Consider the following 12,839-nt stretch of genomic DNA (forward strand, 5'->3'; position numbering starts at 1 on the left):
AACAATTGTGGCGAGGGAGCTTGCTCCCGCTGGACTGCGCAGCAGTCCCTCTTTTAGGGGCCGCTTCGCGACCCAGCGGGAGCAAGCTCCCTCGCCACAGGGTTCTCGCTGGTTTCAAGATTGTGTATTGCCCGGTTACTTACCTATTTGTGTGAAGGATTTTCCCATGGCTGTGTTGCCAGAACTTGAAGCTTTTCTAGAACTCGCCGAGTTCGGCCGGATGACCGGCAAAAGTCGCGCGATGCATGAACAGTCGCCGCAACAGGCGCGGATCGATTTCGAAGCGTCGTCGGGGTTTCTCGATGTGCCGCTGGACAGCGTTGCCTGCGAGGACTTCACCATCGCCGCGCGAGATGGCCACAGTTTGTCGGCCAGGGTGTATCGCGATGGGCAAACGGTCGATGGGCTGCAACCGGTGGTGTTGTATTTCCATGGCGGTGGCTACGTGGTCGGCAGTCTCGACTCCCATGATGCGCTGTGCCGGCGGCTGGCCTCCCAAGGCGGTTTTGCCTTGTTGACGGTGGATTATCGTCTGGCGCCGGAATGGCGGTTCCCGACGCCGGTGCAAGATGCCTGCGATGCGGGGAACTGGCTGGTGCGTGAGGGTGCGGCGCGTGGTCTGGACGCAACGCGGGTGGCCGTGGCCGGTGACAGCGTGGGCGCGACGCTGGCCACGGTGTTGTCGATCATGGCGGTGCGTGAACCGGAGGAACTGGCGTTGAAACCCAAGGCGCAATTGTTGGTGTACCCGGTGACGGATGCCACGACCAAGCGCGCGTCGCATCGGGATTTCGCCGAGGGTTATTTGCTGGAGACGCCGACGCTGGATTGGTTCTATGCGCATTACGGGCGTACGCCGGAAGACCTGGCGGATTGGCGGTGTTCGCCGTTGCTGGCGGAGGATCTTTCGGGCGTGGCGCCGGCGCTGGTGTATTTGGCCGGGCATGATCCGTTGCATGACGAAGGGCTGGCGTATGCCGATCGATTGCGTGTGGCGGGGAATGAGGTGACGTTGCTGGAACAGCCGGGTATGACTCATGACTTTTTGCGTATGGCGGGGTTGTTGGGGGAGGTTGAGGGGATTCATGCGGAAGTGGCGGGGTGGGTTCGTTCGCGGCTTTGAATGATCGTTCCCATAAAAAATGCCCGTATCTCGCGATACGGGCATTTTTCATTTCAGCTCAGCCACTCAGAAATCATATTTCGCGGTGATCTGCATGTTGCGCGGCTCGCCGTAGAACGTGGTGCCGAAGTTGCCCAGGCCCGTCTGGTACTTCTTGTCGAAGATGTTGTAGGCATTGGCGGTGAAGCTCAGGTGTTCGTCGTACTGATAACGGGTCATCAGGTCCACGAGGGTGTAGCCACCTTGCTTGAGCATGGTACTGCCGCCCTCGCCACCGCCCACGTTCGGACTGTAGCTCTGGCCGTAAAAAGCGCTCTGCCAGCTGATGCCGCCACCGACGGTGAATTGGTCCAGCGCGCCGGGCAGGCGGTAGGTGGTGAACGTACGAATCACGTGTTCCGGTTTGCTGGTGGCCAGCGGGAAACCGAAGATGCGCTGTTCGTCCTTGTCACGGGTGCGGGCGTAGGTGTAGCCGGCAGACACGTTCCAGTCCTGAGCCAGTGCGCCGGCCAGTTCCAGTTCCACACCATTGGTGGTGGCGCCGTCGGTGGCTTTGAAAATGCCGTCGCCGGTATTCAAATCGGTGCCGATCGATTGAGCGACGTTGTCCTGCTCAATGCGGAAGAAGGCCAGGCTGGCGTTCAGTTTTCCTTCGAAGTAGGCGGCTTTCAGGCCGGTTTCGTAGCTGTCGCCTTCGACCGGTGCCAGGGTCGAACCGTTGATGTCCTTGTTGATCTGAGGCTGGTAGATCTTGGTGTAGCTGGCGTAGACCGAGTAGGTATCGTTCAGGTCATAGACCACACCGGCGTAAGGCGTGACAACGCCATGTTCCTTGTAGCTGGCGTGAGTGTCGGTGAGGGTGCCGCCCGGATAGTACGAGTAATCCTCGTTGTACTTGAAGGTGCTCAGACGGCTGCCGAGGATGAATGACAGGTCGTCGGTCGGACGCAGGCGCGTGGCCAGGTAAAGGCCGTTCTGGCTCTGGGTGCGTTCGTACTTGCCGTTTTTCGGGAACTCCTGTTTCGGCAGGCTACCGTTCCAGTCATAGATGCTGCCCGGCACCAGTTCGAAGGCGCTGGTGTCGTACGTTGCGCCGGTCTGGCGTGAGTGGGACGCCATGAAGCCGGCCACCAGCTCATGCTCGCGACCGCCCAGGGTGAACGGTCCGGAGACGTTCACGTCAGCCGTGTTCTGCACGCGATGACCTTCCCAGCGACCCCAGTAAAGGAAATTGCCTTCGCCCGTGGTGCGGTCCGCAGAACCGCCGCTGGCCGAGGCCAGTTGGGTATCGTGATCGGTGGTTTTCTGGTCGAAGCTGGCCTTGAATTTCCAGTCATTGGCCAGTGCCTGTTCCAGCGACGAGAAGTAGGTGACGCTGTCGAAATCACGACGGCTCCAGTCGGCACCGGGGTTGAAACTGCGAGAGAAGTCGGTACGGCCGCCGTCGGTGAAGTACGGCGCGTTACCGGTCCAGGAGCTGCCGCGCGGGGTGGCACTGGACTTGTCGACGCCCAGGGTCAGCAGGGTGTCGTCGGTCAGGTCGGCTTCCAGGACGCCGTAGAACAGGTCTTTCTTCTGGCTGTAATGGTCGATGTACGAGTCTTTATCCTGAAGGGCCCCGACGAAGCGGCCGCGCACGCTGCCGGAATCGTTCAGCGAACCGGAGATGTCGCCTTCGGTGCGGTAGTTGTCCCAGTAACCGGCGGTGGCACTGACCGAAGCCTTGAATTCCTTGGTCGGCTTCTTGCGCACCAGGTTGACGGTGGCGGACGGGTCGCCCGAGCCGGTCATCAGGCCGGTGGCGCCTTTGATCACTTCGACGCGATCGAGGCTGGCTGCGTCGTCGCTGTTGTTGGGGTTCTCACCGTAAACGCCGTCGTACGGGAGGTTGATGCCATCGTACTGGTAGTTGGTGATGGCGAAGCCACGGGCGGAAAACTCGGTACGGTCACTGTCGTACTTCTGCGCTGTGACGCCGGGGGTGTTGCGCAATACGTCGCCGACGCTCTTGGCGCCGCGATCGTCCATTTGTTGACGCGTCACCACGGTCACCGATTGCGGTGTTTCGCGCAGGGTCAGCGGCAGTTTGGTCGCGGTGGTGGTGGCGCCGGTGGTGTAGGAACCGGTGTCTTCAGTGGTCAGGCCCAGGGCCTGGCCGGAAATGGTGGTCGCGCCCAGTTGCAGGCTCGAGCCGCCGCCGGACACCAGGGTGACGCTGTTGCCGTTGATCTGGAACGAGATGCCGGTGCCTTGCAGCAGGGCCTTCAGGGCGTCGGACGGTTCCAGCGAACCGGACACCGCGCGAGACTTGATCCCTGCAACCTGATCCGGGCTGTAGAGGATTTGCAGATTGGTCTGCATGCCCAGTTCGGTCAGCGCGTTGGAAAGCGATTGACCTGCAATGTTCACTTTTACAGGTGCAGCATTGGCCATCGAGCTCCCCAGCAAGGTGGCGGTCAGCAGTACGCTAGTGAACAGGGTGCGATGCAAAGTCGAGCGCTGTACGGCTAGCGCGAGAGGTGTGCGGCGTGTTTGAGGTCGCATTACTTACCTGAGCTCCTGAAAAAGTGTTGTGCAGAGTTTTTGTTAATAGGAATGATTATTAGACGCAGCACGAACGTAAAACCGGAAAGAAACCCGTCAAATAAATTTCATAAAGAGGCGAAACGCGATCCGTGTAGCAGCTGGCGAAGCCTGCGTTCGGCTGCGCAGCAGTCGCAAAACCAGAATCCGCGGTGCATCAGGCAGACCTCGCGAGCCGGGTTGACGACTGCTGCGCAGCCGAACGCAGGCTTCGCCAGCTGCTACACAGACCGCGGTTTTCTGTTTCAGGCGGGGGCGAGCTCGGTGACGACCCGTCCGCTTTCCATGCGCACCAGTTGGTCCGCCACGTCGAAATAACGGTCATCGTGGGAGATCACGATGATGGTCTTGCCCAGGCGTTTAAGGTCCGGCAGCAGCTCGGTGTAGAAAATCCGCCGGAAGGTCGGGTCCTGGTCGGCCGCCCATTCATCGAACACCAGCACCGGACGTTCCTCCAGCCAGGCATTGACCAGGGCCAGGCGTTTGCGCTGGCCGGTGGAGAGGTCGGTGGTGGTGAAGTTGCCGTCCTTGACGCTGACCTTGTGCGCGATCTCCAGCCGTTGCAGGTATTTGTTGGCGTCTTCGGGGATGTGCGTATCGCCCTGGACCACGTCATCGAACAGGTAATAGTCGGCAAAAATCGTGGTGAACAACTGGCGATAGTCATCGCGGTTTTGCGCGTCGATCGCCTCGCCGTTGACGCGGATTTCACCCTGCTGCGGCGTGTACAGTCCCAGCAACAGTTTGATCAGCGTGGTCTTGCCGCAACCGTTCTCGCCGACAATAAAGGTGATGTCGCCTTGCTTGATCGTCAGGTTCACCGGCCCGAGCTGGAACGGTGCGGCACCTTCGACAGCCGGGAAGCCGAAACGCACATCGGCGAGCTTCAGTTCGTGTACTGCTTGCTTGACGTTGCCTTTATCGCTCAGCAGCAGATGAGGTTCCGGGGTGGAAAACTGCTCCGACAGTTCGGCGATGCGGCGAAAGGCGATCTGCGCGCGACTGACGATCGGCAAGGTGCTGATCAAATGCTCCAGCGGGCCTTTCATATAAAGCAGCACCAGCACGAAGCCGCTCATCACAGTTTTGTCGGCACTCGGCCAAAAGGTTTGCAGCGCGAGGGCCAGGCCGATGACCACGAAGAACAGCATCGAGCCGAAGGTCTTGGCAATCACGAAAGTGTTGATGGAGCGCACCTGGGTGTTGCAGATGAACTCGGCGGTGGCCTTGATGCCCGAGACGAACATGCGCTGGCGGCGTGGGCGATGAATGCGCAGTTCCTTGGCGCCTTCGGCAATCGCGTTGTAGTGCTTTTGCAGTTCATCTTCGGCCTCACGGGCGGCCATGAAACCCTGCACCCCTTTGCTCTGGGCGTAGGCCTGAATGGCGGTGCCGATCAGGATGGCGGCGACCATGATCAGGAACATCGGCCACGACAGAATGGCCAGGTAGCCCATGCAACCCAAGGTCACGGTGACGGAAATGGCCAGCGGCGCGAAGGCGAAGGCGAAGTCGCTGATGGTGTCGACGTCGTGGGTCAGCACCGGGATCAGGCGGTGGCTGCGATAGCGCTCGATCTGTTCGATCGGTGCCGACAGGACTTTTTCACCCAGCTGTTTACGCAGCTTGGCGATGATGTGCTGGCCGACATAGTTGGTGCCAATGTCCGAGCAGATCGAACTGGCCAGTGCCAGCAGGCACAGGCCGGCGAACAGGGCGACGACGCCCTGGGTCAGGCCGGTGTCCGAATGCAGGGCGTTGTTGATGGTCGCCAGCAATACCGTGACGCTCAGGCCGCCGACCATGCCCAGGAAAATGGACGCGGCGACGATGAGCCGAAAGGGTTTCAACAGGGCGAACAATTCGCCGATGGCGCCACGGGTAGGCTGGGTCATGGAAGACAGTTCCTTGGGTCGTGAAGGCAGATACCCAGTAGAACGTCTGGTGGAAGGCTTAATTTAGAAGGGCGCCGATTGGCGGCGGGACGTGCCACACAAAACCCTACTACAGAGAGCACAGTCATCCAGAAAACTCTGGCTTAGAGGTCGCGCACGATGCGGAACCCCATCCAGTCGCCACGCTCTTGCGGGTACTGGCTGTTGCGGTTGCCGGAGCGGGAGAACACCGGTGCTTCGCCCCAGTCGTTGCCGCGAATCCGCACGGCTTCGCATTTGGGCTCGACCCAGGCGCTGCCATCGGTGGGGGCACCAACGTAGTCCGGGTGTTCGCAGTCCTCGACCCATTCGTAAACGTTGCCGTGCATGTCGTACATGCCAAAGGCGTTCGGCGGGTAGCTGCCCACTGGCGAGCTGAAGCTGTAACCATCCGCCGGGCCATAGGTGTTGGCGTGTTTGCTGATGCTGTATGCCTTGCCTTCATCGAACGGGAAGGGGAACGGCCCTTTGCTGCCGCCACGCGCGGCATATTCGCGTTGGGCCTCGCTGACCATGCGGTACGTCTGCCCGGTTTTTTTCGACAGCCAGGCGACGTAGTTTTTCACGTCGTCGAAGTTCATGCACACCGCCGGCTGACGCGGGCTCTGCGGATAGCGCGGCTTGCTGGCGACGCACTCGCGACCCGGCCGGGTGTCGCCGTTGGCGATGGTCACGCCACTCTCGCGCACGTAGCTGTCCCATTCACCAGCGGTGACCTGGAAGCGGCTCATGGCGAACGGTTTGGCGAAGGTCACTTCGTGCATCGGACTTTCATCAGGCTCGCGCCCGACTTCGTCATCGGGGGTGCCCATGGTGAAGGTGCCGGCGGGCAGCACGACCATTTCCGGGCAGTCCCGGCAGTCTTTGAACACCTTGCCCGGTTGCGCCGCGGCGGCAGCCTGAGCGGCGCCAGGCAGCAGGCCTGCCACGAGTGCGGTCAGGGCCAGTGCCTTGAGCGGCAGGTTCAGCAGATCTCGGTTCATGTGTTATCTCAACTTAAAAGAAAACGGGTGTCCCTGTGGCGAGGGAGCTTGCTCCCGCTGGACTGCGTAGCAGTCCCTTTCTTTGGGGCCGCTTCGCTGCCCAGCGGGAGCAAGCTCCCTCGCCACAGGGTTCTGCATTAGGCGGTCTTATTCAGCAGGGCCATGAAACGGTCGATATCGTTTTCGGTGTTGAGCAGGCCGGGGGCGATGCGGATTACCGGGCCGACGTCGCGGTCCACCGAGTCGCAGACCACGCGGTTTTCCATCAGTTGGACGGCGACTTGTTCGCAGTCGCGATCCTTGATCCGGAAGAAGGTAAAACCGGCCGACAGGTCCGGGCTCTTTGGCGTCACCAGTTCGATCTGCGGGTGCTCCAGCAAGCGGTTTTTCGCATAGGTATTGAGCGCGTGGATGCGCGCCTGCACCTCGGCCTTGCCGAGGTCCAGGTGCAGCTTGAAAGCTTCATTCAGGGCCCAGCGATGCTCAAAGCTGTGATAGCCACCGGGGGTCATGATGGTCGAGAAGGTGGTGGCTTCGGAGAACGTCGGAATGGTCGGCGTCACGTCCTTGAGCTCGGTCGAACGGGCGCAGATGATCCCGGTACCGCGCGGGCCGAACATCCATTTGTGCGTGCCGGCAATGAAGAAATCGCAGTGCATGTCGGGGAAGTCGAGGTCCTCGACGCCGAAGCCATGGACGCCGTCGACCACATACAGGATGCGGTCCTTTTCCTCGCGGTTGCGATTCTGTTCGTCCACCAGTTTGCCGATCTCGCCGATTGGCAGTTTCACGCCGCTGCCCGATTGCACCCAGGTCATGCCGAGCACTCGGGTTTCCGGGCGAATGCCTTTGGCAATCGAGCCCAGCACTTCATCCACGGAAATACTGTGGCTGTTCTCGAACAGCTTGAGCTTGCGAACCTTGACCCCGTCCTTTTGCTGGCGGTAAGCCAAGGCATAGTTGGTGGCGTAGTGTTCGTGTTCGCTGGTGAGGATTTCCTGGTCGGGGCGCACATGAATGCCACCGTAGATCAGCGACAGGCCTTCGGTGGTGCTACCGGTGAGGGCGATCTGCTCAGGCTTGGCCTTGAGATAGCGACCGGCCCAGACGCGCACGTCCTGCTCGCGTTTTTCGGTTTCCCCCAGGTCCCAGTCCATGGTCCGGCCGGGGTTGCGGTCGAGGTTGGCGCGGTGCATGTCGATGGCGTCACGCACCGGTTTGGGGTGCGAGGTCACCAGAAAGTTGGCGAAGTGCAGGTAATCCGGATCCTGATTGAACATCTGGCGTAGTTGCGCCCATTTATCCTTAGGCAGCGGCGCAGGATTGGCGGCCAGCGCCGGCAGGTTCACGGCAGCACCCAAGGGCAGGCCGGCCGCGAGAATGCCGGCCTGCTTGAGGAATGAACGACGGTTGGTCATGAGTTCGGTTCGCTTTTGCAAAAAAGGGGATCAGTTTTTCGCCACAGGCTTGGAGGACTTCTGCACCTGGTCCCAGACCCGCAGGAAGTTGCCGCCCCAGAGCTTGGCGATATCGGCTTCGCCGTAGCCGCGACTGATCAGTTCGGCCGTTACGTTGCGTGCCTCGCTGACGTCTTTCCAGCCGTCCAGGCCGCCGCCGTCGTTGAAGTCGGAGCTGATGCCGACATGGTCGATGCCGATTTTCTTCACCGCGTAGTCGATCGCGTCGCCGTAGTCCTTGAGCGTGGCCTTGGGTTCTTCATCGACAATCGCGTAGAGCTGGCTGGCGTACTCGCCGAAACGTTGCTCGGACCAGACGGTGATCACCGGATCGCCCGGCATCAGCGCCATCTCCAGGCCTTGCAGCGGTTGCAGGTCGAAGCGTGCGCGCAGGGCGTTGAGTTTGTCCTGGGTGGCCTGGCTGAGCGGGCGGATGTAAGTCGGGAAACCGACAATCTGCACCACGCCGCCGCTGTTTTTGATCAGTTGCATTTCCTGGTCGCTGAGGTTGCGCGGGATGTCCACCAACCCGCGTGGTGCCGAGTGGGACGCGACCATTGGCGCACTGCTCAGCTGGGCAACTTGCTCCAGCGCCTTGGTCGACATCTGCGAGACGTCGATGATCACGCCGAGGTCGTTGAGGCGGTGCACGGCCTGCTTGCCGATCTCCGAGAGGCCGCCGAGGGCGTCGCGGGAATCGTTGAAAAACGGCAACGGCCGGGATGAGTCAGCCCAGGCGTTGTTGCCCACGTAGCTGAAGCCGAACATGCGCATGCCGCGTGCCGCCCACTTGTCCAGGGCGTTCAGGTCATTGCCCAGCGGATAGGCGTTGAGCATGCTCATGAAAATCGCGAACTTGCCTTCGCCATGCAGGCGGCGGAAGTCGTCGGGGGTGTAGGCGATGGCGACTTGATTGGGGAAGTCGCGAACCATGGTGCTGATGATTTTGTAGCGGGTTTCCTGCTCGAACCGTGCTTCGTCGACGAAACCGGCGGTGGGGCGGTGCGGGGCGTTGGCGCCGTTCCAGATTTCCGGCCAGCCGAAAATCGTCAGGGCTGCACCGGACAAGCGTCCACGCCCGGTCTTGGCCAGGTCGAACTGCCCGGTGCCGTCCTTGTCGGCTTCATTGCCGGCGGTGCCGAAGTCCAGCGGGACGGTGACGTGGCTGTCGAAGGAGAGGATTCGCTCGTGCAGCTCATCGGCCTGTTTCATCACCTTGACCGGGTAACCGGGATTGTCCTTGAACCAGTGATCCCAGGCCGCAAAGCCTGCACCGGCGCTGATCGCCAGGGCCAGCGGCAGGCCGATGTAAAGAGCCTTTTTCGAACGTGGTTTTGTCATGTTCATCTCAGTCAGGTTCGTTGCCCCGGTGTGGGGGGCTTTGCTATCTGGGATGGACGAGTGATCCCGTTGGAAATTTAGGGTGGAGCTGATGGCCTCATCGCGAGCAGGCTCGCTCCCACAGGGATTTTGCGAACACCAAAGATCCACTGTGGGAGCCAGCCTGCTGGCGATGCTGTTAAATTTTTGAAGGGGGTGAACGTTCTAGCTTGGATAAAGCCTGCTTCATGGCTGACACAGGTAGGGCAATGACGATTTCTCGACGATGGTTCATGGCAGGCCTGGCGCTGACCGGCGCCGCCGTGCCTGCGGTTTTTTATGGGCATCGTGAATGGACGAAACCGGATCCGACGATCACCCCCGGCGAAGCGTCATTCGATGTTGCGGATGTCGCTGGCCAGCATTTGGCGAACACCTTGCGCGGTGTCTGGCGGATTCGTTTCGAGGGGGCTGACGCCGGCATCGAAGGCCTGCCACGGGACGGGCTGGAGGTGTTTCTCGACATCGGTCACAAAGGTCGCGGCTTGAGCGGGTTCCTCGACACCGCCGAGCGTTTGCGCTCGAGCGAGCTGCCGCGTTACCGGGTGCTCGGCGATCTGGCCGGCGCCAAACCGGCGCAATTGAGCTGGCGACTGCTCAGCGCCAGCGGCGCAGCGGATTACGAATTCAGCATGGCGCTGGACGAAGTCTGGGCCGGTTTCGGCAATGCTGGCAGCGGCACCCTCAGTGGTCGGGTGTTGAATCTGGATCGTCCGTTGATGTTGACGGCCCAGGACAATCGCTTCATTGCCGTCAAACGCGTGTTCCCCGAAGCCCGCGAGCGCACCGGTCTCAATCCGCCACTGCTGGCCTGGCTGGTGTCCCCGGAGCATCGGCTGTTTCACCAGCTCTGGCATGCCTCCCGGGACAAATGGCACACGTTGTCCGAAGACAAGCGCGGCGCCCTGCGCGGCATTGGCTGGCAGCCTGGCCCGCGAGACAAGGAGCGTGATGCCCGTGGCGAGCGCAAGGATCGTAACGGCTCGGGCGTGGATTTCTTCTTCATGCACCGGCACATGCTCGGCAAGGCGCGCTCCCTGCAAGACTTGCCGTCCTGGTCGCACTTCCCCTTGCCACAGCCGGAACTGGCGCGGGATCGGGTCGGGTTCGCCCGTTATTTCGACAACCACGACGGCACCGCGCTGCCGCCGACCTGGCTGGCCGACGACGATGCCGAGTATTCGCAATGGGTCAGCGACATCAAGACCACCGAGACCTACCACAGCAATTTCCAGGTCTGGGAATCGCAGTATCGCGATCCGCGTTACCTGTCGAAATTGACCTTGGGTCAGTTTGGTTCAGAGGTTGAATTAGGGCTGCACGACTGGCTGCACATGCGTTGGGCCTCGGTGCCACGTGATCCGTCCAACGGTCAGCCCGTGCCGTTTGCCCGGGATCCGGCGGACTTTTCCGCGCGCTGGTATGCGCCGGAAAACGACTTTCTGGGTGACCCGTTTTCGTCTCATGTAAACCCGGTGTTCTGGCATTTTCACGGCTGGATCGACGATCGTCTGGAAGACTGGTTCCGTGCGCACGAGCGCTTTCATCCGGGGGAGGTCAGTCGGCTTGAGGTCAATGGCGTGGCGTGGTTTGCGCCTGGGCGTTGGGTCGAGATCGATGATCCGTGGCTCGGCCCGAGTACCCATGGTTGCAGTACTACGCCGGGATTGCAGAGCGGAAAGTCAGTGGAGATGGACCCGGAAACCATGAAGCTGGCGTTGCGGATTACCTTTGGCGATGACGAGAAGAAACTGGCGGATCTTTTCCGCAAGGTGCCGCAGCGGCCTTGGTATGCGCGGCATTTGAAGGCTAAGCCGATTACCAGTTAATCAGGCATACCGGGTTATCGTTCAATCGCGAGCAGGCTCGCTCCCACACTGATCTCCAGCGGACACAGAATCTGCATTCGGCGCTGATCAAATGTGGGGGCGAGCTTGCTCCGGGCGGCGTTCCGACGATGGCGGACTCACTGGCGACTCAAATCACAGAACCTGCCACCCTCCGCCCAACGCCTTGTACAACGCAATACTCGCCTGCAACCGCGACAACCGCAGTTGCACATTCAAATCCTGCGCCGCATACAGCGTGCGCTGTGTCTCCAGCACCGTCAGCAAATCCTCGGCACCGGCCTGATAACGGCTTTGCGCGATGTTGAACGCGGTCTGCGCCTGGTTCAGTTCTTCACTTTGCCACTGCCGCTGCTCGTCCAGGCCGCGAATGCTGTTCAACGCTTTTTCCACATCGGCGAAGCCATTGATGATCGCCCCGCGGTATGTCTCCAGGAGTTCTTCCTGACGGGCCGTGGCCTTGTCGCGCTGGGCACTCAGGCGACCATTGTTGAAGACCGGCGCGAGCAGTCCGGCGGTGAGGTTGTAGAAGGGGTTACGCAGGACGTCGGCGGCGCGGTCGGCACCGGAGCCGATTTCTGCACTCAGGGTCACAGCCGGCAACATGGCGGCGCGGGCGACGGTGACGTTGGCTTGTGCGGCAGCCAATTGAGCTTCGGCGCGGGCGATGTCCGGGCGACGGCTGATCAGCTCGCTGGGCAGGCCAGCGCCAATGGTCGGCCATGACAATTGATCAAAGCGTTCCTGGCCCAAAGACAATGCCTGCACCGGCCGGCCGAGCAGGGCGGCAAGGCTGATTTGTGCGTCCTGGGCCTGTTGCTGCACCAGCGGCAATTGTCGTTGTTGCGCGGCGACCAGGCTCTTCTGTTGCGCCAGTTCCAGCGCGGTTGCCGAGCCTGAGTCAAAACGCGTCTGCACCAGTTTCAAGACATTCTGCGCGTTCGCCAGGTTCAACTCGGCGATGCGACTTTGCTCATGTAACGACAAGCTTTGCGCGTAGCTGTTGGCGACACCGCTGAGCAGCGTCAACTCCACCGTCGCCTGATCGAATTCGCTGGCCTGCAAGCCGAATTGCGCACTGTCGCGGGAGGCGCGTTGGCCGCCCCAGAAGTCGATTTCGTAAGTGGCGCTGAGGTTGGCGTTAAAGTAATCGACGGCCTTGTTATCGCCGTCGGCATCGAGCTGGCTGTAGCCGTTGCCGCGCAATAGTTTCTGCCGATTGGCGTTCAGGCCGGCCTTGACCTCCGGCAGCAGCGAGCCACCGGCAATCACGGTGTCGGCTTGCGCTTGACGCACCCGAGCGATAGCAGCGGCCAGATCGTAACTGCCGACCCGCGCCTGTTCGATCAGGCGATCCAGCTGCGGGCTGCCGAACTGCGTCCACCATTGCAGGTGGCTGCGGGTAGCGCTTTCAGTGTGTGGCGATTGCCAGGCGGCGGGCGGCTGGAGGCCACTGTCCGGGCGCTGGGCGGGACTGCCGCAGGCGCCGAGCAACAGGCATAGGGTCAGCAGGCTGAGTTGCGGCTTCATGG

8 protein-coding genes and 1 pseudogene are annotated in these 12,839 nt (G+C 61.2%); 2 read left to right on the top strand and 7 right to left on the bottom strand.

Annotated features, from left to right (window positions below; translation table 11 throughout):
* Nucleotides 1–7: 7 nt before the first annotated feature.
* Nucleotides 8–100: pseudogene (locus KGB23_RS30485) on the bottom strand (N-acetyltransferase); the annotation flags it as partial.
* 66 nt (nucleotides 101–166) lie between these two features.
* Here KGB23_RS30485 and KGB23_RS21420 point away from each other — a divergent pair.
* Nucleotides 167–1,123 carry an alpha/beta hydrolase gene (locus tag KGB23_RS21420; protein WP_223432482.1) on the top strand — a complete coding sequence of 319 codons (957 nt, stop codon included), beginning with the start codon at nucleotides 167–169 and terminating at the stop codon, nucleotides 1,121–1,123.
* A 66-nt stretch (nucleotides 1,124–1,189) separates the two neighbouring features.
* On the opposite strand, the gene KGB23_RS21425 is transcribed toward KGB23_RS21420, so the two are convergent.
* The 5 genes from KGB23_RS21425 to pvdM form a co-directional block, all read right to left on the bottom strand.
* A complete protein-coding gene (locus KGB23_RS21425; protein WP_223432483.1) occupies nucleotides 1,190–3,667 on the bottom strand; it encodes a TonB-dependent siderophore receptor in 2,478 nt (825 codons plus the stop codon).
* A 284-nt stretch (nucleotides 3,668–3,951) separates the two neighbouring features.
* On the bottom strand, nucleotides 3,952–5,601 hold the full coding sequence (locus KGB23_RS21430; protein WP_223432484.1) for a cyclic peptide export ABC transporter: 1,650 nt from the start codon (nucleotides 5,599–5,601) through the stop codon (nucleotides 3,952–3,954).
* 143 nt (nucleotides 5,602–5,744) lie between these two features.
* Entirely contained in the window at nucleotides 5,745–6,623 is an 879-nt protein-coding gene (locus KGB23_RS21435; RefSeq protein WP_223432485.1) for a formylglycine-generating enzyme family protein, read from the bottom strand.
* A 137-nt stretch (nucleotides 6,624–6,760) separates the two neighbouring features.
* The gene (locus tag KGB23_RS21440) at nucleotides 6,761–8,041 is read right to left on the bottom strand and encodes an aminotransferase class V-fold PLP-dependent enzyme (RefSeq protein WP_223432486.1); all 1,281 of its coding nucleotides are present in this window, start codon (nucleotides 8,039–8,041) and stop codon (nucleotides 6,761–6,763) included.
* Between the two features lie 30 nt (nucleotides 8,042–8,071).
* Nucleotides 8,072–9,421: a pyoverdine-tailoring dipeptidase-like protein PvdM gene (pvdM, locus tag KGB23_RS21445; RefSeq protein ID WP_223432487.1), complete on the bottom strand. Its 1,350-nt coding sequence runs from the start codon at nucleotides 9,419–9,421 to the stop codon at nucleotides 8,072–8,074.
* A gap of 248 nt (nucleotides 9,422–9,669) precedes the next feature.
* Here pvdM and KGB23_RS21450 point away from each other — a divergent pair, with 248 nt between their 5' ends.
* Nucleotides 9,670–11,289: a PvdJ/PvdD/PvdP-like protein gene (locus tag KGB23_RS21450; protein WP_223432488.1), complete on the top strand. Its 1,620-nt coding sequence runs from the start codon at nucleotides 9,670–9,672 to the stop codon at nucleotides 11,287–11,289.
* A 153-nt stretch (nucleotides 11,290–11,442) separates the two neighbouring features.
* On the opposite strand, the gene KGB23_RS21455 is transcribed toward KGB23_RS21450, so the two are convergent.
* Complete coding sequence (locus KGB23_RS21455; RefSeq protein WP_223432489.1) at nucleotides 11,443–12,837, bottom strand: efflux transporter outer membrane subunit; 1,395 nt, start codon at nucleotides 12,835–12,837, stop codon at nucleotides 11,443–11,445.
* Nucleotides 12,838–12,839 lie beyond the last annotated feature (2 nt).

Origin of the sequence: Pseudomonas sp. GL-B-26 (genome assembly GCF_019947405.1) — a bacterium.
Taxonomy (GTDB): domain Bacteria; phylum Pseudomonadota; class Gammaproteobacteria; order Pseudomonadales; family Pseudomonadaceae; genus Aquipseudomonas.